Annotated in this window: 25 protein-coding genes; 11 read left to right on the top strand and 14 right to left on the bottom strand. The window is 66.6% G+C overall.

The annotated features are described in order from the left end of the window. The first annotated feature begins 6 nt into the window (after positions 1–6). Positions 7–810: an SDR family NAD(P)-dependent oxidoreductase gene (locus ABQE89_RS21125; protein WP_448420218.1), complete on the top strand. Its 804-nt coding sequence runs from the start codon at positions 7–9 to the stop codon at positions 808–810. A gap of 4 nt (positions 811–814) precedes the next feature. Here the strand turns inward: ABQE89_RS21125 and ABQE89_RS21120 are convergent, their stop codons facing one another. After that, the gene (locus ABQE89_RS21120) at positions 815–1,648 is read right to left on the bottom strand and encodes an SDR family NAD(P)-dependent oxidoreductase (protein WP_448420216.1); all 834 of its coding nucleotides are present in this window, start codon (positions 1,646–1,648) and stop codon (positions 815–817) included. Between the two features lie 17 nt (positions 1,649–1,665). Beyond that, the gene (locus ABQE89_RS21115; protein WP_448420214.1) at positions 1,666–2,742 is read right to left on the bottom strand and encodes an NAD-dependent epimerase/dehydratase family protein; all 1,077 of its coding nucleotides are present in this window, start codon (positions 2,740–2,742) and stop codon (positions 1,666–1,668) included. 100 nt (positions 2,743–2,842) lie between these two features. Here ABQE89_RS21115 and ABQE89_RS21110 point away from each other — a divergent pair, with 100 nt between their 5' ends. Together ABQE89_RS21110 and fadD12 are read left to right on the top strand one after the other, a co-directional pair. Continuing rightward, entirely contained in the window at positions 2,843–3,646 is an 804-nt protein-coding gene (locus tag ABQE89_RS21110) for a lysophospholipid acyltransferase family protein (protein ID WP_448420212.1), read from the top strand. 5 nt (positions 3,647–3,651) lie between these two features. Then, a complete protein-coding gene (gene fadD12 / locus ABQE89_RS21105) occupies positions 3,652–5,259 on the top strand; it encodes an acyl-CoA ligase FadD12 (protein WP_448420211.1) in 1,608 nt (535 codons plus the stop codon). Here the strand turns inward: fadD12 and ABQE89_RS21100 are convergent. From ABQE89_RS21100 to ABQE89_RS21080, 5 genes are all read right to left on the bottom strand, one after another. Further along, positions 5,256–6,689 (bottom strand): WS/DGAT/MGAT family O-acyltransferase, encoded by a 1,434-nt coding sequence (locus tag ABQE89_RS21100; protein WP_448420209.1) that lies wholly within the window; start codon positions 6,687–6,689, stop codon positions 5,256–5,258. The two genes, fadD12 and ABQE89_RS21100, sit on opposite strands and share 4 nt — an antisense overlap. Positions 6,690–6,795: 106 nt before the next feature. Then, entirely contained in the window at positions 6,796–7,869 is a 1,074-nt protein-coding gene (locus ABQE89_RS21095; protein ID WP_448420207.1) for a phosphotransferase, read from the bottom strand. 2 nt (positions 7,870–7,871) lie between these two features. Continuing rightward, positions 7,872–8,708, bottom strand: coding sequence for a mycofactocin-coupled SDR family oxidoreductase (locus ABQE89_RS21090; RefSeq protein WP_448420205.1), 837 nt, complete (start codon positions 8,706–8,708; stop codon positions 7,872–7,874). 40 nt (positions 8,709–8,748) lie between these two features. Continuing rightward, the gene (locus ABQE89_RS21085) at positions 8,749–9,873 is read right to left on the bottom strand and encodes a cytochrome P450 (RefSeq protein ID WP_448420307.1); all 1,125 of its coding nucleotides are present in this window, start codon (positions 9,871–9,873) and stop codon (positions 8,749–8,751) included. Between the two features lie 432 nt (positions 9,874–10,305). Next, complete coding sequence (locus ABQE89_RS21080; protein WP_448420203.1) at positions 10,306–11,028, bottom strand: TetR/AcrR family transcriptional regulator; 723 nt, start codon at positions 11,026–11,028, stop codon at positions 10,306–10,308. A 121-nt stretch (positions 11,029–11,149) separates the two neighbouring features. Between ABQE89_RS21080 and ABQE89_RS21075 the strand changes: the two genes are divergently transcribed. Then, positions 11,150–12,325: an acyl-CoA dehydrogenase family protein gene (locus tag ABQE89_RS21075; protein WP_448420201.1), complete on the top strand. Its 1,176-nt coding sequence runs from the start codon at positions 11,150–11,152 to the stop codon at positions 12,323–12,325. A 21-nt stretch (positions 12,326–12,346) separates the two neighbouring features. Next, a complete protein-coding gene (locus ABQE89_RS21070; RefSeq protein ID WP_448420199.1) occupies positions 12,347–13,129 on the top strand; it encodes an enoyl-CoA hydratase in 783 nt (260 codons plus the stop codon). A 77-nt stretch (positions 13,130–13,206) separates the two neighbouring features. Here ABQE89_RS21070 and ABQE89_RS21065 read toward each other — a convergent pair whose 3' ends face one another. The 7 genes from ABQE89_RS21065 to ABQE89_RS21035 are packed head-to-tail and all read right to left on the bottom strand — an operon-like array spanning position 13,207 to position 19,000. After that, positions 13,207–13,947: an acyl-CoA dehydrogenase family protein gene (locus tag ABQE89_RS21065; RefSeq protein ID WP_448420305.1), complete on the bottom strand. Its 741-nt coding sequence runs from the start codon at positions 13,945–13,947 to the stop codon at positions 13,207–13,209. Positions 13,948–14,006: 59 nt separating this feature from the next. Then, positions 14,007–15,155 (bottom strand): acyl-CoA dehydrogenase family protein, encoded by a 1,149-nt coding sequence (locus ABQE89_RS21060; protein WP_448420197.1) that lies wholly within the window; start codon positions 15,153–15,155, stop codon positions 14,007–14,009. Next, positions 15,152–15,583, bottom strand: coding sequence for a nuclear transport factor 2 family protein (locus ABQE89_RS21055; protein ID WP_448420195.1), 432 nt, complete (start codon positions 15,581–15,583; stop codon positions 15,152–15,154). Before ABQE89_RS21055 ends, ABQE89_RS21060 begins: the two co-directional genes overlap by 4 nt. Further along, positions 15,567–16,793, bottom strand: a complete 1,227-nt coding sequence (locus ABQE89_RS21050; RefSeq protein ID WP_448420193.1) for a metal-dependent hydrolase family protein — start codon at positions 16,791–16,793, stop codon at positions 15,567–15,569. Before ABQE89_RS21050 ends, ABQE89_RS21055 begins: the two co-directional genes overlap by 17 nt. Positions 16,794–16,827: 34 nt before the next feature. Continuing rightward, on the bottom strand, positions 16,828–17,157 hold the full coding sequence (locus tag ABQE89_RS21045) for a hypothetical protein (RefSeq protein WP_448420191.1): 330 nt from the start codon (positions 17,155–17,157) through the stop codon (positions 16,828–16,830). Further along, positions 17,138–18,463, bottom strand: coding sequence for an aromatic ring-hydroxylating oxygenase subunit alpha (locus ABQE89_RS21040; RefSeq protein ID WP_448420189.1), 1,326 nt, complete (start codon positions 18,461–18,463; stop codon positions 17,138–17,140). The genes ABQE89_RS21045 and ABQE89_RS21040 overlap by 20 nt, the downstream gene beginning before the upstream one ends. A gap of 6 nt (positions 18,464–18,469) precedes the next feature. Continuing rightward, positions 18,470–19,000: a carboxymuconolactone decarboxylase family protein gene (locus ABQE89_RS21035; protein ID WP_448420303.1), complete on the bottom strand. Its 531-nt coding sequence runs from the start codon at positions 18,998–19,000 to the stop codon at positions 18,470–18,472. 262 nt (positions 19,001–19,262) lie between these two features. Between ABQE89_RS21035 and ABQE89_RS21030 the strand changes: the two genes are divergently transcribed. The 6 genes from ABQE89_RS21030 to ABQE89_RS21005 all read left to right on the top strand — a co-directional run bounded on the left by ABQE89_RS21030 (position 19,263) and on the right by ABQE89_RS21005 (position 25,808). Next, positions 19,263–20,555 (top strand): amidohydrolase family protein, encoded by a 1,293-nt coding sequence (locus ABQE89_RS21030; RefSeq protein ID WP_448420187.1) that lies wholly within the window; start codon positions 19,263–19,265, stop codon positions 20,553–20,555. Positions 20,556–20,671: 116 nt separating this feature from the next. Beyond that, positions 20,672–21,850: an acyl-CoA dehydrogenase family protein gene (locus tag ABQE89_RS21025; protein WP_448420185.1), complete on the top strand. Its 1,179-nt coding sequence runs from the start codon at positions 20,672–20,674 to the stop codon at positions 21,848–21,850. Next, positions 21,850–22,605, top strand: a complete 756-nt coding sequence (locus ABQE89_RS21020; protein WP_448420183.1) for an SDR family NAD(P)-dependent oxidoreductase — start codon at positions 21,850–21,852, stop codon at positions 22,603–22,605. Before ABQE89_RS21025 ends, ABQE89_RS21020 begins: the two co-directional genes overlap by 1 nt. Beyond that, positions 22,605–23,831: a CaiB/BaiF CoA transferase family protein gene (locus ABQE89_RS21015; RefSeq protein ID WP_448420181.1), complete on the top strand. Its 1,227-nt coding sequence runs from the start codon at positions 22,605–22,607 to the stop codon at positions 23,829–23,831. The genes ABQE89_RS21020 and ABQE89_RS21015 overlap by 1 nt, the downstream gene beginning before the upstream one ends. After that, a complete protein-coding gene (locus tag ABQE89_RS21010) occupies positions 23,831–24,670 on the top strand; it encodes an enoyl-CoA hydratase/isomerase family protein (RefSeq protein ID WP_448420179.1) in 840 nt (279 codons plus the stop codon). Before ABQE89_RS21015 ends, ABQE89_RS21010 begins: the two co-directional genes overlap by 1 nt. After that, on the top strand, positions 24,663–25,808 hold the full coding sequence (locus ABQE89_RS21005; RefSeq protein WP_448420177.1) for a thiolase family protein: 1,146 nt from the start codon (positions 24,663–24,665) through the stop codon (positions 25,806–25,808). The genes ABQE89_RS21010 and ABQE89_RS21005 overlap by 8 nt, the downstream gene beginning before the upstream one ends. Positions 25,809–25,817 lie beyond the last annotated feature (9 nt).

Genomic DNA, 25,817 nt, shown 5'->3' with positions numbered 1-25,817 from the left:
GCACCCGTGACCATCGATCCGTCCGACATCCTGCTCACCGGCCGCGTCGCGGTGGTGACCGGCGGGGGCGAGGGTATCGGGCGAGGCGTGGCCGAAGGGTTGGCGGCCTTCGGCGCCTCGGTGGCGATCTGGGAGCGCAACCCCGAGACATGCGCGTCCACGGCAGACACGGTCGGCGCGCTGGGCATCGTCGCCGACGTGCGTGAAAGCGCGCAGGTCGACGACGCGCTGCGCCGTACGGTCGACGCACTCGGCGAGGTCTCGATCCTGGTCAACAACGCCGGTGGGACGTTCAAGTCGCCGCTGCTCGACACCTCCGAGAACGGCTGGGATGCGCTGTACCGCAGCAACCTTCGTCATGTGCTGTTGTGCACCCAGCGGGTGGCGCGCCGCCTGGTGGACAACGGGCAGCCCGGCAGCGTGATCAACGTGACCTCCATCGAGGGGGTGCGTGCCGCGCCGGGTTACGCGGCGTATGCGGCGGCCAAGGCCGGCGTCGTCAACTACACCAAGACTGCCGCGCTCGAGTTGGCGCCGCACGGCATCCGGGTCAACGCGCTGGCTCCCGACCTGACGATGACCGAGGGGCTGCAGCGGCTCTCGTCGGAGACCAGGTCCGCTGCGGCCGGGATGATCCCGATGGGGCGGGTCGGTCACGTCGACGAGATCGCGGGCGCGGCAGTGTTCCTGGCATCCGGCATGTCGAGCTACATCACCGGTCAGACCATTCACGTCGACGGCGGAACCCAGGCGTCCAGCGGTTGGTACCGCGACCCGCAGACCGGCGAGTACGAGTTGGGCCGCGGTTAGCCGGTCAGTGGGTCCAGCCCTCGGCGGCCTGTTCGTCGAAGGTGCGGTCGATGCGATCGAACCTGCGCCTGATCGAACCGCGCGCGGCGCTGTGCGGTATGACGTAGAGCCGGTTGGCCAGGATCGCGTCGGCCATCAGGCGCGCGACGTCGTCGGCGGTCACCTCGGGATCGGTCGGGGACATCAACGCCTGTGCGGTGTCGACATCCAACGCCGCGGACCCGTAGTCCACGCCCCGCGCGTGTTCACTGTTGGGGACCAGATTGGTTTCCACGATCATCGGGCACAGCACCGAGACGCCGATGCCGTTGGCGCGCACCTCGCGCGACAACGTCTCGGCGAGCGCGACGACGCCGTACTTCGCCACGCAGTACGGCCCCAGGCCGACGTTCGGAATGAGGCCCGCAAACGACGCCGTGAACACCACATGGCTGTCATCGGCCTGCGTGATCAGCCTGGGCAGGAACGCCTCGACACCGTGGATCGGCCCCCACAGGTCGACGTCGATGACGAACCGCCAGTCGTCGTGGCTGGTCTCGGCAAGGGATCCGGCATGGGCGATACCCGCGTTGTTGAACACGACGTGCACGTCGCCGAACACACCGAACGCCTCGTCGGCCAGCGCGGCCACGTCGTCGCGTCGGCGGACGTCGCAGACGACGCCGTGCGCGTCGACCCCGCCTGCGCGCAGGTCGGTCACGGCCCCGTCCAGGGCGGCCTCGTCGATGTCGGCCAACATCAGGCGCGCGCCGCGACGCGCGAACTCCCTGGCGGTGGCCAAGCCGATCCCGCTGGCGCCCCCGGTGATCACTGCCGCGCGTCCTGCGAAACTGTCCACGGCGCGACCCTATGTCCTCAGCCGGTGTCTTCGGGCCGATCCCATGCGGGATCACCCAATTTGTCGCGGATCGCGCCCCACGGATCGGCGTATCGGCCCGGCGCGTGGCGATACGCGCTGCGGCGCTTCATGAAGGTCCGCACGACCGGACTCAACAGCCGTGCCGGATGGCGTTTCCATCCGAACCGGGCGCGCAACTCCGACATCATGTCGGGCCACGAATAGTGCTGGAACTGCAGTGCTTCCTGGGCGCGGGTGGTGTCCATCCAGTCGGTGACGAACCAGTCGGTGTCGCTGTCGGGATCGCCGGGCCGTCCCGGCGGGATCACCCCGGGCATGCCCAACGCCGCCACCACCGCCGGTGTCAGGTCGCCGTAGCAGCGGCGGTGGGACTCGTCGCCCGCGATCAGCAGGATTTCGCCTGCGACGTCGGCGGTGGTGGCCGCCGCGCACGCGCACGCGACATCACGGACGTCGACGGTCTGCACCCGGTTGTCGCTGGGCAGCGCGCTCTCGAAGAACATCGCGTCGGTGGACAGCGGCAGCGCCGACAAGTCGGTGCTGAGCACCCCGCCGAAGCGCAGCACCACCCACTCCAGGGCCGAACCGCGCACGATCTGCTCGGCCTCGGCCTTCTGGCCGCTGTAGACATCGCAGGGCCGCATCGGGTCGTCGGCGGTGAGCGGTCGGCCGGTGCGGTGGGGATTGCGGGCGCCGAACACCGCATTGCTCGACGCGTGCACGAACCGCGGCGGGTCGGGTTGGGCCTCGGCGATGCGCACCAGGGTGGCCGTCGCATCGACGTTGACCCGGCGCGCAAGTGCGGCGTGGCGATAGATGGCGGGCGCGATGATCGCGGCGAGGTGGATGATCGCGCCGGGCGCGGCATCGCTCACCAGCGCGTCGGTCTGCTCGGGATCGGTCAGGTCGGCCCACCGAACCGCGACTCCGGCGGGAAGTTCGGTGGCCGCCTTACGGTTGGCCGCGGTGTCGAGGTCGGCGGCCACCACCCGGCGACCGTCGGCGGCCAGCCGCCGTACGGTCGCCGAACCGACCAGGCCGAGGCCGCCGGTCACCAGCACAGATCCCACCATAAAAGTTTCCTACCTGCGGATATGTTATTCTCTTTTTCGGAAAGTAGCATACTCATGCGACGTTGGTGGGCGGGGGGCGAGAAGTGGGAACAGATACGGCATGAGTGGCGGGGCGAAGAAGTCAGAACTGACCAAATGGGATCCCGGCTTCACCCGGCAGATCACCAACTGGGTCGGCCCGATCATCAAGCGCTACTTCCGCGCCGAGGTGCGCGATCTCGACCAGGTGCCGTCGGCGGGTGGCGCGCTGGTGGTGTCCAACCACTCCGGCGGCATGTTCACTCCGGATGTGCTGATCTTCGCGCCCGCGTTCTACGAGAAGTTCGGCTTCGACCGCCCGGTGTACACGCTGGCGCACTACGGCGTGTTCCTCGGCAACATCGGGGACTGGTTGCGCCGATCCGGCGTCATCGAGGCCAGCCGCGACAACGCCGCGCAGGCGCTGCGCGACGGCGCGGTGGTGCTGGTCTTTCCCGGCGGCGACTACGACTCCTACCGTCCCACGGTCACCGGCAACGTGATCGACTTCAACGGCAGGACCGGCTATGTGCGCACGGCGGTCGAGACCGGCGTGCCGATCGTGCCGATGGTGTCGATCGGCGGGCAGGAAACCCAGTTGTTCCTCGCCCGCGGCGACTCGATCGCCCGACGCCTCGGCCTGACCCGGGCGCGGATGGAGATCCTGCCGCTGAGTTTCGGGGTGCCGTTCGGCCTGTCGGCGATCTTCCCGCCGAACCTGCCGCTGCCCGCCAAGATCGTCACCCGGGTACTCGAACCCATCGACGTGGTCGCCGAGTTCGGCGAGGACCCCGACATCGAGGCCGTCGACCTGCATGTGCGGGCCGTGATGCAGCAGGCGCTTGACGAACTTGCCCGCGAGCGCCGCTTCCCTGTGCTTGGCTGACGGGGATGGCTGACACTGTGGGATTGCTTCAAACTCTCTGGCGGGCACGGCTGATCGCGCCGATGCGGCCGGACCGCTACCTGCGGATGGGCGCGGCGATGCGCCGGGTGGGCGTGACGGCGACGGTGGGCTTCGCCACCGCCGCCCAACGCTGTCCCGACCGCACCGGGCTGGTCGACGAACGGGGCAGCCTCACCTGGAAGCAACTCGACGACCGCTGCGACGCGCTGGCCGCGGCACTGCAGAACCTCGGCCGGACGCCCAAAACCGTTGCGGTGATGTGCCGCAACCACCGCGGTTTCATCGAGGCGCTGGTGGCGTCGAACCGGGTCGGCGCCGATGTGCTGCTGCTGAACACGTCGTTTTCCGGGCCCGCGCTGGCCGAGGTCGTCGAGCGTGAGGGCGCCGACGTGGTCATCTACGACGAGGAGTTCACCGGCATCGTCGACCGGGCGTTGGAAGGCCACCCGGACGCCACCCGGATCCTGGGCTGGACCGACGGGCCCGGTGACGCAGCGGTCACCGCAGACCAGATGATCGAGGCGCACGCGGGCGACCGGCCGAAGCCCGCCGAGCGCACCAGTGACATCATCCTGCTGACCTCGGGCACCACGGGAACACCCAAGGGCGCCAGACGTTCCGAAGGCAGCGGGGGAGCGGGTGACCTCAAGGCGGTGCTGGACCGCACCCCCTGGCGCGCGGAGGAGCCGATCGTCATCGCGGCGCCGATGTTCCACGCGTGGGGCTTCTCCCAACTGCTGTTCGCCGCGCTTCTGGCGTGCCCGATCGTCACCCGGCGCAAGTTCGATCCCGAGGTCACACTGGAGTTGATCGATCGGCACCAGGCCACCGGACTGGCGGTCGTCCCGGTCATGTTCGACAGGATCATGGAGCTGCCCGACGAAGTCCGGAACCGCTACCGTGCAACGTCACTGCGCTTTGCCACCGCGTCCGGGTCCCGGATGCGTCCCGATGTGGTGATCAAGTTCATGGACCAGTTCGGCGACGTCATCTACAACAACTACAACGCCACCGAGGCGGGCATGATCGCCACCGCGACTCCGGAGGATCTGCGGGTGGCTCCCGACACCGCGGGAAAACCCGCCGACGGCACGCAGATCCGCATCCTCGACGAGCAGTTCAGTGAGGTACCGACCGGTGAGGTGGGCCAGATCTTCGTCCGGAGCGGCACGCTGTTCGACGGCTACACATCGGGCACCACCAAGGACTTCCACGACGGCTTCATGGCGTCGGGCGACATGGGTTACCTCGACGAGGCCGGCCGGTTGTTCGTCGTCGGCCGCGACGACGAGATGATCGTGTCGGGTGGTGAGAACGTCTACCCGATCGAAGTCGAGAAGACGTTGGTGGCCCACGCCGACGTGGCCGAGGCCGCGGTGCTCGGCGTCGACGACGAGCAGTACGGCCAACGACTCGTCGCGTTCGTGGTGCTCGAGCCGAACGCCACGGCCACCACGGATGCGCTGAAGCAACACGTGCGCGACAACCTCGCCAATTATAAAGTGCCCCGGTCGATCACGATCCTGGACGAACTGCCGCGCGGCAGCACCGGAAAGATCCTGCGCAACGAGTTGCGGGACCGGACCGCCTAACCCTTGGCGGTGGCGGGCGCCATGGCGCTGTCCACCACCGTCAGTGGCGGTAACCCGGCGGCAAGGCGGATCTCGTTGAGGCCGTGCGTCATCGCGTCGGTGGCCTCGTGGACGTCGACGAAGGTCTGGTCGTCGGACAGCACCGAGATGTCGACCTGATCGACGTAGCTCCAGACCGTCATGTTGAACGCGCTGCCGGCGGAAAGCACCCCGACCGAGTAGATCTCGCTGACCGGGGCGTGACCGAGATGGCCCCGCTGTCGCGGTCCTGGCACGGTGGACACCGCGACGTTCATCAACCGGTTGTGAGCGGCGCGCCGGGACTGCCACCGCAACAGGACCGGCGTCAGCGGCGGCGGCAAGTACTCCATGAACTGGCCCTGCAATTTCGGGCCGAGCAGGTCGTGGTTCTCCTTGGCACGCGCGGTGGCGACCGAGGTCAACCGCACCCGTTCGAGTGGATCGTCGACGTGAACGGGCAATGACACTGACAGCCCGCTGATTTCATTGCCGGTGACGCGGTCGGGGGAGGTCTCGGTGCTGACCGGCACCGACGCCAGAAGCGGGCGGTCAGCCCGGCCGTCGTAGCGCAACAACAGCTCGCGAAGCCCGCCGGCCGCCATCGCCAGCACGATGTCGTTGAACGTCACCCCGAGGTGCTTGGCGGTGCCCTTGACCTCGGCCAGCGACAGCGACGCCGTGGCGAACGTGCGGCCCGGGGACACCACGTGGTTGAGGAATGTCGGTGGGGTGCGAAACAGCTTGGCCATATCGGTCTGCTCGCTACGATTTTTCGCGCGCCGCCGCACCCGCGCGATGCCGCCTGCGGTGTCCTTCCACAGCCCCGGCAGCGCCGCGATGTGCTGGACGTGGTCGCGGGCCGCCGCGCGCAGCAGTTCGGCGTTCGACGGAGGTTCGCAGGGTCGGTACTCGGCGTCGTCTGTGTCCGCGGCGCCCGCGAGGTCCATCAGGCGGGCGAGCAGGTTCGCCGAGGCGACGCCGTCGGCCAGCGTGTGGTGCACCTTGCCGATCAGGGCGAAGCGGTCGTCGGCCATGCCCTCGGCAAAGTGGAACTCCCACAGCGGACGCGTGCGGTCGAGGGGGGTGCTGGCGATCCGGCCGATCACCGCGTCGAGTTCACGGCGTCCGCCCGGGGCGGGCACCTCGACGCGGCGCAGGTGATAGTCGAGGTCGACGGGGCAGTCCTCCAGCCACATCGGGTGGTGCAGTTTCCAGGGGATGTCCACGAGTTGGTAGCGCAGCGGGTCGAGCAGGTGCAGCCTGCGCGCGACGGTCTGGCGGAACACGTCGAAGCTGAACTCGCCGCGGTGGTCGGCGGCGTGAATGATCGCGACCTTCAGCGTGTGGGTGTGCAGATTGGGCGTTTCGCTGTAGAGCAGCATGGCGTCCATGCCGTTGAGTCGCTTCACATCCCACCCCTCGCAGAGGGTTCTATGCAAGCACTCGAATACCCACTGGACCGTCACTTTGCACAAATGGACTGTGGCGGGCCGGGAGGCAGCCGGTTGGGTGGTGTCAGCCGATGGCCTCGATGGCTGCGCGGGTCTCCAGATCGACGAACGCCGCCGAGTAACGCTGGGCGAATGTCAGGCAGATGTCGGGCCGCTGCCACGCGTCGCCTCCGGACAGGGTCGCCATCCAGATCGCCAGGCCATGCGCCACCGACGCCCGGTAGCGCAACCAGATCTCGTCGGCCGACGGCAGTTCGTCGGCGGGCAGGCCCAGCGCGTCGCGGTACTCCGTGAGCAGGTCACGCTCGGCGTTTCGGCGGTCCTCGATGGTCAGCGCGCCCTGTAGGAAATAGCCCACATCCAGCGACCAGTTTCCGCGGCGGGCCATCTGCCAGTCCAAGAAGCCGACAACGTTGTCGGGCAGCACGTAGGTGTTGCCGATGTGCGGGTCGCCGTGCAACAGGGTCTCGGGCGCCGTCCCGGTCAGCGTGCCGATGTAGCGCGCCCAGATGTCGACGAACAACTCGGTGCCGCTCAGCGCCGGGATCTCGGCGGGCACCGTGTCACCCAGCCGCTCGTGGGCGATGTGCAGCGGCGCGTACTCCAGCCCCTGGAACGCGACGAACGGTTCCAGCCAGTCGAGCGCCGTATGGTCGGACAGCCGCCGGCCCCAGAACCGGCCGTGCATGCGCGCCAGGCCACGCACGCCGTTGGCGACCTGGTCGATCGACATCGGCCGGGTCGAATCCCGGGGGTCGGCGCCGCGCGCGACGACGTCCTCCATGACCATGACGAAGTCCGAGCGGTCCTCGTCGATCAGCGCCGTGTAGACGGTCGGGTGGTCGAGCGGCAGCTCGACACCGCAGGTGAACAGCCGGGGCTCGTGATAGAGCCCGCTGGTCAGCGCGACCAGCTCGGCGTGGTCAGGGTCGACGGCCTTGGCGAACACCGTCGCAGGCCCCGACCCCGCCGAGTACGTCAACGCCAACCGCGCCCGCCGGTTGGTGCCGTCGTCGCGCAACACGACCTCGACGGAGTCGACCGTCGCGCCTGGATGGTGTGATGCGAGCGCGACGGTCATCCAATCGGCGGTGATGTCCTCCCAGCTGGGTGGCAGCGACAACTCTGCGGCGGTCACGGCTATTTCAGGCAGCTACCGCCGTCGACCGGGAGGGTGACCCCGGTGATGTAGCGCGCCTCGTCGGAGGCCAGGAACAGCACGGCGTTGGCGATGTCCTCCGGTTCGACCCACCCGATCGGCAGCGTGTGCATCAGCTGTGCGACGACCTTCATATCGTCGGCGTTCGGGTTCTCCAGGTCGGGGCGGAACAGCTTCATCGTGCCCTCGTTGAGGAACAGCGGAGTGTTGACGTTGGTCGGGTGCACGGAGTTGACCCTGATGTTCTGCGCACCGAGTTCCACAGCGAAGGTCCGCATCAAGCCCACCACACCGTGTTTGGCCGCGACGTAGTGTCCGGTGTGCGGGTAGGCCTTCAGGCCGCCGACCGAACTCGTCAGGATGATCGATCCGCCGCGGCCGCCCGCGATGATGTGCGGCACACCTGCCTTGACCGTCTTCCACACGCCACCGAGGTTGACGTCGATCATGTCGGTCCAGTCTTCGTCGCTGGTCTTGTCCAGCGTCGCACCGCCGTTGCCGATGCCGGCGTTCGCGACGATGATGTCGAGCCGGCCGAGTTGGTCCACCCCGGCGTCGACGGCGGCCTTGAGCGCGTCGAAGTCGCGGACGTCGACTTCGGCGGTGTAGATGCGGCGGTCGTGGCCCTTGACCAAATCGGCGGTCTCGGCCAGATCCTCAGGCCTCGACAACGGAATCTGGACGCTGTCGATCTGTTTACAGATGTCGACGGCGATGATGTCAGCGCCCTCCTGTGCCATCCGCACCGCGTGCGCACGGCCCTGTCCGCGCGCCGCACCGCTGATGAATGCGACCTTGCCTTCAAGGCGTCCAGTCATTACAACCTCAATTCGTTGTTGGCAGAAGGGTTTACGGATATCACGGAATCACAGCCGGCATCGACTCCCAGCCACGGACAGTCGATGTCGGCGAGAGCGACGCAGCGCTCATGTCGACATCCCACTCGGGGAACCGTTTGAGAATCTCCTCGAGCGCGACGCGGGCCTCCAGCCTTGCCAGCGCCGAGCCCAGGCAGTAGTGCGTGCCCACACTGAACGCCAGGTGCTGCCGCTGTTCGCGGTGGATGTCGAAAACGTCACCGTCCGGAGGGAATTGGCGGTGGTCGCGGACGGCGGCGCCGATCAGCATCATCATCACGCTGCCTTCGGGCACCACCTGGTCGTAGAGTTCGACATCGCGCGTCACATACCGGGCGACGTGGGGGGCGGGCGGTTCGAAGCGCAGCAGCTCCTCGACCGCCTGCGGGATCAGCGCCGGGTTCTCGACGAGTTCGCGGCGTTGATCGGGGTGGTCGGCCAGCACCTTGCCCGCCCAACCGATCAATCGGGTGGTGGTCTCGTTGCCCGCGCCGGCGACCACGTTCAGGTACGTCAGCAGCTCCTGGCGCGTCAACCGGCGGGTGGTCCCCGTTTCGTCGACGAACTCGGCGTTGAGCAGTTCGGTCATGATGTCGTCGGACGGGTGGTCGACCCGCCAGTCGATATAGGTCTCGAACAGCTCGCCGCTGACGAAGCTGTCCGTCTTCATCGGCTTGCCCGCCTCGGTGCGCATCTGGGCGTTGGTGTGGTCGCGGATCATCTCTTGGTCGTCCTCGGGGATGCCCAGCAGCGCGCTGATGACCCGCATCGGCATCTGGGCGCCGAGGTCGGCGACGAAGTCGAATCGCTTCGCTCCCACCAATGGATCGAGGCTTTGCGCGCAGTAATCGCGGATGACCGGCTCCAGCGCGTTGATCTTGCGCGGGGTGAACATCCGGGCCAACAGCTTGCGATGAATGTCGTGAATCGGGGGATCCTCGAAAATGACTGTGCCGGGCGGCAGGTCGATGTTGGCCTTGATCAGCTCCACGATCGCGCCGCGCGCCGAGCTGAAGGTCTCCCAATCCACCAGCGCCTTGTTGACATCGGAGAACCGGCTCACGGCGTAGAAGTCGTGCTGCTCGTTGTAGTACAGCGGCCGTTCGTCGCGCAGCCTGCGGAACATCGGGTACGGGTCGGCGTTGAGTTCGACGTCGTAAGGGTCGAAGTAGACGTCGGCGACGGCCGAGTTCTCTGCACTGATCGTCACGGGGAGCCTCTCGCTGGACCAGGTGGGGATAAGACAGGCGGCTGGAATTTGTCTCACACTCTGGCACTGGCGGCCGGTGGGTGTCAATACCAAAACCGTTTAGGGCTAATCCGATTCTCGGATATGCAGAATTGGGTTCTCGCAGAGTGGTGTCGAAGGCTGGGTCGCATTGCGGTCGTACGGCCGAATGGGCTCCTGACCGGTCGAAGGCGGCGACACGAAAGGGCAGGTCGCGGGGATCTGCGGGAATTCGGCGGCGCGATGTCCGGATGTTTCGGGGTAGCGCATTCGCCGGGCGCCAGCCGAGTTCTCGGGTTCGAGAACATGGTTCTTGACGCTAGCTGGTAGCTAGCTGGTGGCCACGAAACCGTTGGCGCAGAAATCCCATACCTCATCGGCGGTGATGGGGTTCGCGGTGCCGTCGCCGGCATCGCCGCTGGACTGTGCGACGAACATCACGGTCTGCATGGTCATCGCCGCCATCCGCTTGGGGTTGATACCCGACCGCAGCTGACCTGCGGCGGCGGCCTCTTCCATCAGCTCGGTCAGCAGGGCGAGCAGTGGCGCATGGGCCACCTTCACCTCGGATGGGTGCGATACCAGCAGCCGGGGGGCGAAGTCGGTGAACAGCGGCCGTTTGGCCGTGGGATCGGGGCGGGAGGACTCGAACAGCAGCTGCACGGCGACCTTGAGCCGCTCGATGGGCTCGTCCTCCCCGGCCGTCGCCGCGCGGATCTGGTCCGCGGACCGCGACAACGCATCCTCGAACAGCGCCAACAACAGCTCATGTTTACCGTCGAACTGCAGGTAGAAGCTGCGCAACGATTGCCGCGAGCGGTCGACGACCTCTTGAACCGTGAAGTCGGTGCTGCCCTTCTCGATGATGATCGCCTGCGCAGCGTCCAGGAATCGCTGCACGCGCTGCGCGGCCCGCAGCTTGGCGGTTTTGATCGATCGCTCGACCGCTCGCTGCTTCCAGGCGGGTTCTTCGCTGGGGCTGGTCACCGCGGGCTCGGATGCGGTCCGAGTGTGGAGAACATGAACTGACTGTACCGGAGAGCGCCTTGCCATTGCGGTCCTCGACCCCCTCGCGGCCAACGTGTCAGAGATTGTAACTTTCTCACGACGAGAATAGTATTCTCATTTTGGTGCCAACAGAAGTCCTTACCAAAAATTTGATCCGGGAGTGCCGGTGCAGCTGACGTTCGACGCTGACGTGGAGGCCTTCCGGGCGGAGTTCGTCGCCTTCCTCGACGACAACCTGCCCTCCGAAAAGGAGGCGCTGCAGCGGTCGCATTCCAGCAGCGACGTCCCCGACTGGGCGCGACGTTGGCAGCGCTCGATGTTCGACCACGGCTGGCTGATGCCCGGTTATCCGCCGGAATTCGGCGGGCGTAACGCCACCATCCTGCAGCAGTACGTCCACCAGCAGGAACTGGCCAGGCGCAGGGTGTATCTGACCTTCAACCCCCAGGGTGTGGGCATCATCTCGGCCTCGCTGATCACCTTCGGCACCCCCGAACAGCAGCGGCGCTGGGCCGTGCCGATCCTGCGCGCGGAGATCACCGCGTCGCTGGGCATGAGCGAACCGGGGGCGGGGTCCGACCTGGCCGCCTTGCGCACCGCGGCCGTACTGGAGGGCGACCATTTCGTGGTCAACGGCCAGAAGGTCTGGACGTCGGGTGCCCACGACGCCGACGTACTGCTGACTTTCGTTCGCACCGATCCGAACGCCCCCAAACACAAGGGCATCAGCGTGCTGTTGATCCCGACCGACCTTCCCGGCGTGGTGCGCCGGCCGTTCGCATCGATCTGCGACCAGCAGGATCTGGACTTCAACGAGGTGTTCTTCAACGACGTCCGGGTGCCCGTCGAGAACCTGGTGGGGCCGCTGAACGAAGGCTGGTCAGTCGCCAACGGCTCGCTGGGCCATGAACGAAACATGTTGTGGCTCAGCTACGCCGACCGGCTGGCCGAACTCGTCGAGGATTTCCACCCCTCCTCGCCCCTGGACTGTGACCGCTACGCCAGGCTGGTGATGGACAACACGGCACTGCGGCTGCTCGGCTCCGTCGCGCTGGCCCGCGCCGCCCGTGGTGAGGAGGATGTGTCCGCCCTGTCGGTGCTCAAACTCCTCGGTTCAGAGGCGTCGCAGGCGGCGACCGAGGACGCCCTGGCGGCGGCCGGCGCAGCCGCGCTGGCACATCCGGACTTCTCCGGTGCATACAGCGCCCATCACCTCGACCTGTACCGGTCCGGCTGGTTCGACCGATATGTCCGTACCTTCGGCGGGACCATCGCCGGCGGCACTTCCGAGATCCAACGCAACATCGTCGCCCAGCGACTGCTGGGTCTACCCCGTAACTAGACCGGAACTGAGGTCCCTGAGGTGTACATCGAATACGACGTCGTCGACAAGATCGCGACGATCACACTGAACCGTCCCGAGGCGGCCAACGCGCAGAACCCCGAACTGCTCGACGAACTCGACGCCGCATGGACGCGCGCCGCCGAGGATCCCGAGGTCGCGGTGATCGTGTTGCGCGCCAACGGTAAACACTTCTCGGCGGGACACGATCTGCGTGGCGGCGGGCCCGTGCCGGACAAGATCACCCTCGAGTTCGTCATCCAGAACGAGGCCAAGCGCTTCCTGGAGTACACCCTGCGGTGGCGCAACGTGCCCAAGCCGTCGATCGCCGCGGTGCAGGGGCGGTGCATCTCCGGTGGGCTGTTGTTGTGTTGGCCGTGTGACCTGATCATCGCCGCCGACGACGCGCTGTTCTCCGACCCGGTGGTGCTGATGGGTATCGGCGGCGTGGAGTACCACGGCCACACATGGGAACTCGGTCCGCGTAAGGCCAAGGAGATTTTGTTCACCGGCCGCGCGATGACCGCCGAGGAGGTCGCGGCCACCGGGATGGTCAACCGGGTGGTGCCCCGCGACCAACTCGACAGCGAGACCAGGGAGCTGGCCGAGCAGATCGCCAAGATGCCGCCGTTCGCGCTGCGGCAGGCCAAGCGGGCCGTCAACCAGACCCTCGACGTGCAGGGGTTCTATGCGGCTATCCAGTCGGTGTTCGACATCCACCAGACCGGCCACGGCAACGCGCTCAGTGTCGGCGGATGGCCGGTGCTGGTGAACCTCGACGATATGAAGGCCAACATCAAGTAGGTAGGTGTCCCTCTTCTTCTGGCGCGAGCGTGCGTGTCGGCCTCAGACACGCACGCTCGCGGATAGAAGGGGTGGGGCTAGAGGTTCGCCAGGCGCGGGGCCGAGCCTCGGGCCCGCAGGCCCGCGCCTGCCCGTTTCGTCAATTCCCTTGCGCTGCCAAGCAATCCGTCGAGCACCAGCACCCGCTCGATGTGGCGGTGCAGGTCGTGCTCGGCGGTGAAGCCGATGCCGCCGAGCACCTGCTGGCAGTGTTTGGCCGCGGTCAGCGCGGCCTTGCCCGCGGCGGCCTTGGCCAGCAGTGCGGTCAGGTCGGGGTTGTCCGTCCCGGGCAGGCCAAGCGTCGCCTCCGCGCCCTCGATGGCCACCAGCGTCTCGGCGAGCCGGTGTCGAATTGCCTGGAAGGAGGCGATCGGCTTACCGAACTGGACGCGGTCCAGCGCGTGTGCGCGAGCCAACTCGAGCATCGCCCTGGCCGATCCGACCAGCCACCAGCCCAGTGCCCGTCGCGCCTCACCCATCCTCATCAGTTCGCCCTCGGGCACGCGGCGCAGCGGCAGCCCGCCCAGCGTCGATTCGGTGGTGGGGGTGCGTTCCCACACCACCCAGCCGCCGCCGGCGTAGGGCAGCGGTGGCGTGCCACCGGGTAGTCCGCCGATGGTCTGCAGCATCACGTCGTTGAGCACCGAGGCGTGCGAACCGGTCTCGCCCAGCAGCCGGAAGACCAGCGGGATCGCGAGATCGGGTATGTCGGCAAGCATGTCGGCCCAGCCCAGCGAGGCCAGTTCGGTGTCGAGGTCGGCGCCGGAGGCCGACAGCATCGCCTTTCTCAGCCCCGCTTCGAGCAGTTCCAGTGATGCGGTGTCCGGGCTGTCCACGCCTACTCCTTCCCCAGGTCCAGCAGGCGACGGGCGACGATGTTGCGCTGCACCTCGGCGGTGCCCCCGTAGATGGTGGCCGCCCGCGAGTACAAGAACTCGGTGCGCCAGGGGCTGTCGTCGAGTTCGACGGCGCCTGGCAACAGATCGCGCGCGGTGTCATAGAGGGTCTGCTCGGCGCCGGCCAACAACACCTTGTCGATCGAGGTGTCGGCGCCGAGCTTGTGCCCGTCGGCGAGCCGGTATTGGGTCGCCCGCGACCGGCAGCGCAGCGTGTGCAACGCCAGATACGCGTCGCCGAGATCGGAATCCGCCGCTGCGCCAAGTCCTTTGACCTCGGTGATGAGCGCGTCGAACCGGGCGTAGAGATATGCGATCCGCTGCCAGAAGCAGGTCGAGCGTTCGAACGGCAGGAGATCCATCGCGAGCCGCCACCCGTCGCCGGGGCGGCCGAGCATTCGGTCCGCGGGGACGACCACGTCGTCGAAGTAGACCTCGCAGAATTCGTCGACCCCGTGCATGGTGCGCAGCGGGCGCACCGTGATGCCGGGGGTGTCCATGTCGACGAAGAAGGCGGTGATGGCCTCGTGGTTGGGCGTGCCCGGGGCACCCGTGCGGGTCAGCAGCACGCACCGCGACGCGTACTGCGCGAAGCTGGTCCACACCTTCTGCCCGTTGACGACCCAGTCGTCGTTGTCGCGTTGGGCGGCGCGTGTGGTCAGCGACGCCAGGTCACTGCCGGAACCGGGTTCAGAGAACCCCTGACACCACATCTCGCGGCCCGACAACAGCTTCGGCACCATCTCGGCGGCCAGTTCCGGTCGCGCGTAGTCGATCATCGTCGGGGTCAGCACTTCCAGCATCGAGTAGAAGCCGGGATGGTCGAGTCGGCGCCCGACGATCTCCTCGCCGACGACGGCCCGCAGGATGGCCGGACCGCCCAGCCCACCGGCCGATTCCGGCCAGCCCCAACGCATCCAGTCCGCGTCGTAGAGCGCGCCGCGCACCCGCGAGTGCTGGGCGTGATGGGCGTCGAGCGAGTCGTCGCCCGGTGGCGGGGTCAGATCGTTGTCGTCGAGCCAGGCCACCAACTGCGTGCGGAACTCGGCGGTCGTCGGGATGCCGGTGGCTTCGGGCGACGCGGCAGTCATCCCGCCTCCGGCCGCCCGATCGCGTGGGGACGCCCGGAATCGTGCTCGCCGCTGCGCCGGATGAAGGTCATGGCGCGGGTTTTCAGGCGCCAACCGTCCGCGGTGCGCACATAGACGTCGTTGTAGTAGCCGATGCGCATGTCGTGCTTGGAGTGCTCGATGAAGCACACCGGCTGGGTGCCGGTCGCCTTGTCCGGGTCGGCGTCGTCGAAGGTGACCATCGACGTGCCCAACATGAACAGACCCTTGGGCGCGGCCGCCACGAGGTCGGGAAACCGGGCCAGGGTGTAAGTCGAACCGAACGCGCTGTAGGTGCCGTCCGGGGTGAACACCGAGACCAGCGCGTCGATGTCGCCCTGGGTGATGGTGACGGCGTACTTTGCGAGCAGTTGCTCGATCTCGACGAGGTCCTCAACTCTTGTTGACATAGATTCTGCCGCCCTTCATGACGAAGTTCACGTTACGGGTGACGGTGATATCGGCCAGCGGATCACCCGGTACGGCAACGATATCGGCGAGGTGGCCCTCGGCGATACGGCCCAGGTCGGGTTTGTCGATCAGGTCGGCGGCGACGACGGTCGCCGCCCGCAGCACCGCGGCGGGCGGTATTCCCCACTCGGCCAGGGTGACAAGCTCGTCGGCGTTGCGACCGTGCGGGATCGCCGGCGCGTCGGTGCCGACAGCGATCTTGGCTCCTGCCTCGTAGGCCGCCTTGATCGACGTGCGTGCCTTCGGGAACATCTCGGCGGCCTTGTCCTGCAATTCCTTCGGGGCCCGCGACACGTCCATCGCCTCGGCCAGCCTGCGGGTGCTGACCAGGAACCGGTCGTTGTCGACCAGCATCCGGATGGCCTCGTCGTCCATCAGGAAGCCGTGTTCGATGCAGTCGATGCCGCATGCGATCGCGTGCTTGACCGCTTCGGCTCCGTGCGTGTGGGCGGCCACGCGCAACCCGCGTCGGTGCGCCTCGTCGACGATGGCGCGCAACTCGTCGTCGGAATAGTGTTGTGCGCCGGCCTCTCCGGTCAGCGACATGACGCCGCCCGAACAGCAGACCTTGATCAACTGGGCACCGTGCTTGATCTGGTAGCGCACCGCCTTGCGGATCTCGTCGATGCCGTTGGCGATGCCCTCCTCGACGGTCAACTCCAGTGCGCCGGGCATGAACCCGGCGAACATCGTCGGGTCCAGATGCCCACCGGTCGGGGTGATCGCATGTCCCGCCGGAATCACGCGCGGGCCCTCGATCCAGCCCGCGTCGATGGCCCGTCCGAGTGCGACGTCGAGCAGGTAGCCGCCCGTTTTCACGAACAGCCCGAGGTTGCGCACGGTGGTGAAACCCGCACGCAGGGTGCGCCTGGCGTTGCCCACCGCGCGCAGCACCCGCGTCGCGGGGTCGTCCTGGACCTGGGACAGTCCCGGGTTCTCCCCGCGCCCGCCCATCAGGAGGTTGACCTCCATGTCCATCAGCCCGGGCAGCAGGATCGAATCCCCGAGGTCGATGACCTCGCTTCCGGCGTCGCCGCCTGCCGAGCCGCCGACGCCGACGATGCGGTCGTCCTCGATCCGGACCAGCCCCGGACGCACGATCTCACCGGCGTCGACGTCGAGCACGCCGGCCGCCTTGAGCGTCAGCATCGGTGGGCCGCTTGCGCGTGGGGCGTGGGCACCGTCAGACCACCGGCTCCTTGATGAGTTCGATGTAGGTGGCGCCGCTGTCGAGCACCCGCGGTTGCTTCCACACCTCGATCGGGAACGACACGTTGACCAGTGATTGCATCATGTGCATCAACGCCTTTGCATCCTCGGGCATGTCGTGCAGCGGGAAGCGGGCGTCGAGGTATTCCATCACCTCCTCGAGGCGGGGGAACGCGACGTCGTAGAACTCCTGCATCTCGGCCATCGTGGAGTTCAGTCGCTTGGTGTAGCGCTCCTGTTCGGTCGGCAGGCACCAGTCGCTGAACCGTTCGAGGTCGGCGAACTCAGACGGTAACTTCGGCATTGACACTCCCGTTCGTGTGCTGCTTGGACGCCAGGTACTTCTGGACGTGGTCGTCGGCGGTCTTGTGCAGGTGTCGCAGCAGGATCTCCTGGTCGCACAGTGGGAAGTCGGTGACCACCTTGGTGCCGATCATGGTCTGCGTGGCTTCCAGCGTGTTGGCGTCCTGCAATGCGTATTCCTTGAACGTCACCGCCGCCAGTTCCTGTGCGAGTCGTTCGCGGGTGTTCTTCGGTGGCACGAAGTACAGGGTGCACTCGAAGATGTGCTTGTCGACCTCGGTCGGCCAGTAGTGGTAGGTCAGATACCAACCCGGCGCCCAGATCAGCAGCGTGAAGTTGGGGAAGAACTCGAACGAGTCCTGACCCCAGTACGGCTGCCGCGACGGGTTGATGGCCGGCGGTAGCTCGTCGGGTTGGATGCCGTCGATGTCGGGCCGGTCCCACGGACCGAACAGTCCGCTGTGCAGCACCCGTTCGATCGGCTTGACCATGTTCAGGTCCTTCGGCGGGCTCATCCCGCCCCAGGACGAGATCATCGAATGGCGGCCCTTGATGTCGTAATGCAACGCCTCGAAGCCGTAACCGGCGAGCTTTTCGGCTTCTTCCTTCACCGCCTGCTTCATGTGCAGGACCGGTGCGTGATAGAACTCGACGAACGCGTCGATGAACAGCTTCCAGTTGGCGTTGACCTCGGCCCGGTAGGTGTAGGTCTCGGTCATCTCACCGAAGGGGTAGCCCGTCAAGCCCTTTGCGAAGTCGCCGAGGTAGTCGGCCAGCGGTTCGGCGTCATCGTCGAAGTTGATGAAGATGAACCCCTCCCATACCTCGCAGCGCACCGACACCAGGCCGTAGTCCTTCTTGTCGATGTCGAAGAACTCGCCCTCCTGCTGGATGAAGGTCAAATCGCCCTTGAGGCTGTAGCGCCAGGCGTGATACTTGCAGGTGAACTGCCGGCAGGTGCCCGACACCTCTTCACCGGGATAGTCGTTCCACACCAACTTGTTTCCGCGGTGGCGGCACATGTTGTAGAACGCGCGCACCTCGGGCTCACCGGCATCGTCGGTGTCCCTGACGATGATGACCGAGGTGCCCTTGCCGACGGACGGCATCTCCCTGGTGAAGTAGCTGCCCTTGCGGGGGAGCCGTTCGATCCGCCCGACATTGAGCCAGCACTTCTTGAAGATGGCCTCTTGTTCGAGCTTGAAGCGTTCGGGGTCGATCGAGTCGGTGTAGTCGACCGGCGCGGTGCCCAGCTCTGGCCAGTTCTCTGTCCAGCTGCCGACTGCCGGCTTCGGGAAATGTGCCACTCTTTCTTACCTCTCCTGGTCGGGTTCTACGCCAAAGGTGTTGATGGCCATGGCGAGTGCGCCATAGCAGCCGATCGTGAAGACGAGATCCATGCGCTGGCGCTCGTCGAGGTGCTCGCACAGCGTCGCCCACGTCTGGTCGGAGACGTTCGATTTCTCCTCGAGCTCGTCGACGGCGTGCAACACCGCGCGGTCGAGGTCGTCGGTGGCCTCGCCGCGCTGGACACCGGAGATGACGTCGTCGGTCAGCCCGGCCTCGCGACCCATCCGCACGTGGTGATTCCACTCGTAGGTGCAGCCGCGGCGATGTGCGACGCGCAGCACGGCCAATTCCCGCAGCCGGACCGGCAGCCGCGAGCTGAACAGCAAGTGGCCGTTGAAACGCAGGAAAGACCGGGTGAGCTTGGGGTGGCGCACAAGGGTCGCCAGCAGGTTGCCCGCCTTCTCCGGCGTCCGGCGCTCGGGGGGCAGCATGCCGGACAACGCGTGGTCGACGGCGTCGTCCCACAGGTCGGCCGGCAGCGGTGGAACCCGCACGGGCAGTTTCCTCTCACTCACGAGAATCAGGTTCTCATATTTCGCCAATAGATTTCCACTTTTCCAGAGAAAGGTCAACGCCGCCGGCCCGGGGCCGACGGTCACCACCGGCGGGCCGCGGTGGCAACGGTGCTGCCAGGAGCACTCAGGCTAGGAATCGGACACCGGTTCTCGTACTATGAGAAGACAGTTTCCCTTGATCGAGAACCCTGCTGGCCTAGTGTGGTAAACACAGGCCGAGCATCGTCGGAAGGACCGGGTTGTGAATAAGGACGAGATGATTTTGATCAGTGTGGATGATCACATTGTCGAGCCGCCGGATATGTTTCGGAATCATCTGCCGAAGAAGTATTTGGATGAGGCGCCGCGGTTGGTGCATAACCCGGATGGTTCGGATACCTGGCAGTTTCGTGATGTGGTGATTCCGAATGTGGCGCTCAATGCGGTGGCGGGTCGGCCGAAGGAGGAGTACGGGCTCGAGCCGCAGGGTTTGGATGAGATTCGGCCGGGGTGTTGGCAGGTTGATGAGCGGGTCAAGGATATGAACGCCGGCGGGATTTTGGGCTCGATCTGTTTTCCGTCGTTTCCGGGGTTTGCGGGTCGGTTGTTTGCCACCGAGGATCCCGAATTTTCGTTGGCGTTGCTGCAGGCTTACAACGATTGGCATGTCGAGGAGTGGTGTGGGGCCTATCCGGCGCGGTTCATTCCGATGTGTCTGCCGGTGATCTGGGATGCCGAGGCGTGCGCCAAGGAGGTGCGCCGCAACGCCGCGCGTGGGGTGCATGCGTTGACGTTCACCGAGAATCCGGCCGCGATGGGGTATCCGTCGTTTCATGACGAGTACTGGACGCCGTTGTGGGAGGCGTTGGTCGATACCGACACGGTGATGAATGTGCATATCGGCTCGTCGGGGCGGTTGGCGATCACCGCGCCGGATGCGCCGATGGATGTGATGATCACGTTGCAGCCGATGAACATCGTGCAGGCTGCGGCGGATCTGTTGTGGTCGGCGCCGATCAAGAAGTACCCCGGTCTCAAGATCGCGCTCTCAGAAGGTGGGACGGGTTGGATTCCGTATTTCTTGGAGCGCGCCGATCGTACCTATGAGATGCATTCGACCTGGACGGGTCAGGACTTCGGCGGTAAACGGCCCTCGGAGGTGTTTCGGGAGCACTTTTTGACCTGTTTCATCTCGGATCCGGTCGGGGTGAAGTTGCGCCACGACATCGGGGTGGACAACATCTGCTGGGAGGCCGACTATCCGCATTCGGACTCGATGTGGCCCGGGGCGCCCGAACAACTCCACGAGGTCCTGTCCGACAACAACGTCCCCGACGACGAGATCGACAAGATGACCTACCAAAACGCCATGCGCTGGTACAACTGGGACCCCTTCACCCACATCTCCAAAGACCAAGCCACCGTCGGCGCACTACGCAAAGCCGCCGAAGGCCACGACGTCTCCATCCAGGCGCTGTCCAACAAGGAGAAGACCGGCGCGACCTTCGCCGACTTCGCCGCCAGCGCCAAGGAGTTGACCGGTAACAGAGAGTGATGCCGGACTGACGCCGCCGGCGGTCCGGGCCGGAACCGAAGGGACAGTGCGCCGGTGCGAAAATCAACTCACGCGCCGGCGCACTGCCTTGTGCCGATAGACCCAGAGGAGAACCCATGTCCGGGGGTATGAGCTTCGAACTGACCGAGGATCAGCAACTGATCCGCAAGTCCGTCGCCGAGTTGGCGGGCAAGTTCGACGACCACTATTGGATGGAGAAGGACCAGAACCACGAGTTCCCCCGGGAGTTCTACGACGCCATCGCCAAGGGCGGCTGGCTCGGCATGACGATCCCGGAGCAGTACGGCGGCCACGGCCTCGGTATCACCGAGGCCACTCTTCTGCTCGAGGAGATCTCGCGGTCGGGGGCGGCGATGAACGGGGCCAGCGCGATTCACCTGTCGATCTTCGGCATGCAACCGGTGGTCAAGCACGGCTCGGAGGAACTCAAGGCCCGCACGCTGCCGCGCATTGTCGACGGGGACCTGCACGTGTGCTTCGGCGTCACCGAACCCGGTGCCGGCCTGGACACTTCGCGGATCACGACGTTCGCCAAGCGCGAGGGCGACCACTACCGCGTCAACGGACGCAAGGTGTGGATCTCCAAGGCGTTGGAGTCCGAGAAGATCCTGCTGCTCACCAGGACCACTCCCTACGACGAGGTCACCAAAAAGACCGACGGCATGACGCTGTTTCTGACCGACCTCGACCGCGATCGCGTCGATATCCGGCCGATCAACAAGATGGGCCGAAACGCGGTCAGTTCCAACGAGGTGTTCATCGACGACCTTATGGTGCCGGTCGAAGACCGCGTCGGTGAGGAGGGCAAGGGGTTCAAGTACATCCTCGACGGACTGAACCCCGAGCGGATGCTGATCGCCGCGGAGGCGCTGGGCATCGGCCGGGTGGCACTGGAAAAGGCGGTCAAGTACGGCAACGAGCGCGTCGTGTTCAACAGGCCGATCGGCATGAACCAGGGTCTTCAGTTCCCGCTTGCGGATTCACTGGCCCGCCTTGACGCCGCCGAACTGGTGCTGCGCAAGGCGACCTGGCTCTACGACAACGGCAAACCGTGTGGGCGGGAGGCCAACACCGCCAAATACCTGTGCGCCGATGCGGGTTTCGGTGCGGCCGACCGGGCGCTGCAGTTGCACGGCGGGATGGGCTACTCCGAGGAATACCATGTGTCGCGGTACTTCCGCGAGTCACGACTGATGAAGATCGCCCCGGTCAGCCAGGAGATGATTCTGAACTTCCTCGGCGAACACGTCCTGGGCCTGCCGAGGAGCTACTGATGAACTACTTCGACCTCACCGGGCGCTCCGCGCTGGTCACCGGAGCGGCGGGAGGCATCGGCGCGGCAGTCTGTCACGCGCTGGCCGACGCGGGTGCGGCGGTCCTGGTCACCGACGTGGACAAGGACGCGGCAGCCGCTGTCGCCGAACGAATTTCGGCTACCGGCGGCCGGGCGCAGTCTGCGGCGCTGGATGTGTCCGACCGCGGGTCCGCCGACGCCGCGGCGGCGCAGGCGGCGGCGCTGACCGACGACAAACTGCACATCGTGGTCAACAACGCCGGTGTCACCAGACCCGCGATGTTCGACAAGACCACGCAGGACTCGTTTCGGCTGCTGTTCGACATCCATGTGATGGGTGCGTTCAACGTCACCCAGGCGGCGCTGCCGCACATCCCGACCGACGGGACCGGACGCATCGTCAACGTGACTTCGGCGGCCGGCCTGACCGGAACGCTCGGCCAGGTCAACTACTCCGCGGCCAAGGCCGGCATCATCGGCTTCACCAAATCGCTTGCGCGTGAACTGGCCACCAAGAAGATCGCCGTCAACGCGCTCGCTCCGCTGGCGGCCACCCCGATGACCGAAACCATCCGCACCAACGAGAAGTTCGCGGCCAACATGATGAACCGCATCCCGATGAAGCGGTGGGCCGAACCGGCCGAGGTGGCGGGCGCGTTCGTGTTCATGGCCTCCGACGCGGCGTCCTACGTCACCGGCCAGGTGCTGGCGGTCGACGGCGGCATGGTGATGTGATGACGCAGTCAGGTCGGGGACCGCTGGCCGGGATCACCGTCGTGACCCTCGAGCAGGCGGTGTCGGCGCCGATGTGCACGCGCACGCTGGCCGACTTCGGCGCCCGCGTCATCAAGGTGGAGCACCCCAACGGCGGCGACTTCGCCCGTCACTACGACGATGTGGTGAACGGTCTTGCGGCGCATTTCGTCTGGTGTAACCGCAACAAGGAATCGGTGGCGATCGACCTGAAAACCACCGAGGGGATAGACATCCTGCATCGGCTGCTGGATCGCGCCGACGTGCTGGTGTCCAACCTGGCGCCGGGTTCCACCGGCAGGCTCGGCATCACACCGACCGACATGGAGACCCGTCATCCCGGTGTGATCGCGGTCGAGATCGACGGGTACGGGCCGGGCGGCCCGTTGTCGCACAAGCGGGCCTACGACCTGCTGGTCCAGGCGGAGTCGGGCACCTGCGCGGTGACCGGCGGTGCGGGCGCGCCCGCCAAGCCGGGCCCGCCGGTCGCCGACGTGACCGCCGGACTGCAGTCGGCGCTGTCGATCATGGCCCTGCTCTATGCGCGCGACACCGCAGGCGATGACGCCGGGCCGCGAGCCGGAAACAGCGTGGCGGTCAGCCTGTTCGACACCATGATGGATGTGATGGGCTACCAACTGACCTACACCCAGCATTCCGGCGTCGACCAGGTGCCGCTGGGCATGAGCTCACCCGCGGTGGCGCCCTACGGCTCCTACCGCACCGCCGACGATCAGGTGGTGGTGTTGGGAACCACCAACGACCGGGAATGGCAGCGACTGGCCCGGGAGATCCTGCAGCGCGACGATCTGGCCGACGACGAACGCTTCGCCACCAACGCCTTACGGGTGGCCAACCGCGCCGAGCTGGACGAGGTGATCGCAAGCTGGTGCGCTCAACACGATCTCGCGCACGTGCAGAAGATCGCCGACGCGGCGGGAATCGGAAACTCGCGGTACAACCTGCCCAGCGAGGTGGTCGCCCACCCGCATCTGACCGCCCGGGACCGCTGGCGTGAGGTTCAGACGTCGCAGGGTCCGATCCAGGCGTTGCTGCCGGCGCCGGTCATCAAGGACTACGAACAGCCGATGCGCGCGGTTCCGGCGCTGGGTCAGCACACCGACGCGGTGCTGGCCGAGCTCGGATTGACCGAGGACGAGATCGCCCTGCTGCGCGGCCGAGGCGTGATCGGCGCGGCGCCGGCCTGATGACCGTGTCCGATCCGAAGGTGCTGTTGTCCGAAGACCGCGACGGTGTGCGGACCCTGACGCTGAACCGGCCCGAGCGCAAGAACGCGATCAGCCCCCGGTTATGGGAGGAGCTGGCCGACGCACTGCGCGCCGCCGCGGGTGACACCGACCTTCGGGCCTTGGTCATCACCGGCGCCGGTGGCGCCTTCTGCTCGGGCGCCGACATCGCCGTGCCCGAGGACATCCATCCCCAGCACAAGATGCGCAGGCTCACCGACGTCGCCCTGGGCCTGCACGAACTGGCGGTGCCCACGATCGCGAAGGTGACCGGCGTGGCCGTCGGCGCCGGCTGGAACCTGGCGCTGGGGTGTGACTTCGTGGTGGCCACCCCCGAATCGCGCTTCAGCCAGATCTTCGCCAAGCGGGGGCTGTCGGTCGACCTCGGCGGCTCGTGGCTGCTGCCGAAGCTGGTCGGTCTGCAGCAGGCCAAGCGACTGGTGCTGCTCGCCGACATGATCGACGCCGAGGAGGCGCACTCGCTCGGCCTGGTCACCTGGATCAAGGCGGCCGACGAGATCGACGGTTTCGTCGCCGATCTGGCGGCCCGGCTGGCCGCGGGCCCGCCCATCGCGCTGGCGCAGAGCAAGGCGCTGCTCAACGACGGCGCCGATGCGACGCTACGCGAGGCGCTGGCCAACGAGGCCCGCGCGCAACCGACCAATTTCGCCACGGCAGACTCGACGGAGGCGTACGCGGCGTTCGCCGAGAAGCGGGACCCGGAGTTCACCGGCCGCTGGGCCGTGCGCGCACAGGCGAGCAGCACAACAGGAACCAGATCGGAGAAAGACAATGCGTGAGACCGTGATCGTCGAGGCCGTGCGCACCCCCATCGGGAAACGCAACGGTGGGCTGGCCGAGGTGCACGCGGCCGACCTGTCCGCGATCGTGCTCAACGCGCTGGTCGAGCGGGCAGGAATCGACCCCGGCATCGTCGACGATGTGATCTGGGGCTGCGTGTCCCAGGTCGGCGACCAGTCCAGCAACATCGGCCGTTACTCGGTGCTCGCCGCCGGGTGGCCCGAACACATCCCCGGCACCACGGTCAACCGCGCCTGCGGGAGCAGCCAGCAGGCGCTGGACTTCGCGGTGCAGGCGGTCATGTCGGGTCAACAGGACGTCGTGGTGGCCGGCGGGGTCGAGGTGATGAGCCGGGTGCCGCTGGGCGCGGCTCGGGCCACGGGCATGCCGTTCGGGCCGAAGGTTCTCGACCGTTATCGGGACTTCTCGTTCAACCAGGGCATCTCGGCCGAACTGATCTCCGAGAAATGGGGGTTCTCCCGCACCCGGCTCGACGAGTACTCGGTGCGTTCACACGAACTGGCGGCCGCCGCACAGGACAGCGGCGCGTTCGAGACGCAGATCATGCCCGTGTTCACCGGCGCGGAGCCGGTGGTCGCCGACGAGGGGATACGGCGGGGGAGCACCGTGGAAAAGCTCGCCGGCCTCAAACCGGCGTTCAAGGACGACGGCGTCATCCATGCGGGCAACTCGTCGCAGATCTCCGACGGCGCCGCGGCCCTGCTGGTGATGACCGCGGAGAATGCGGTGACGATGGGGCTGCGGCCGATCGCGCGCTACCGCGCGGGGGCGGTGACCGGCGCCGACCCGGTGTTGATGTTGACCGGTCCGATACCGGCCACCGAGAAGGTGTTGAAGAAGGCCGGCGTCAAGCTCGACCAGGTCGGGGTGTTCGAGGTGAACGAGGCGTTCGCCCCGGTGCCGCTGGCGTGGCTTGCCGAGACGGGTGCCGACGAGGCGAAGCTCAATCCGCTGGGCGGGGCGATCGCAGTAGGCCATCCGCTCGGTGCCTCCGGGGCGCTGCTGATGACGCGCATGCTCAATCACATGCGGGACAACGGGATTCGTTACGGGCTGCAAACCATGTGTGAAGGTGGCGGCACCGCCAACGCCACGCTGGTCGAACTTGTCGCATAACCGGACCGA

The sequence above is a fragment of the Mycolicibacterium sp. XJ1819 genome (assembly GCF_053483675.1).
Note: the sequence above shows the minus strand (reverse complement) of the source record. Positions and strands in the feature narration are given on the sequence as shown.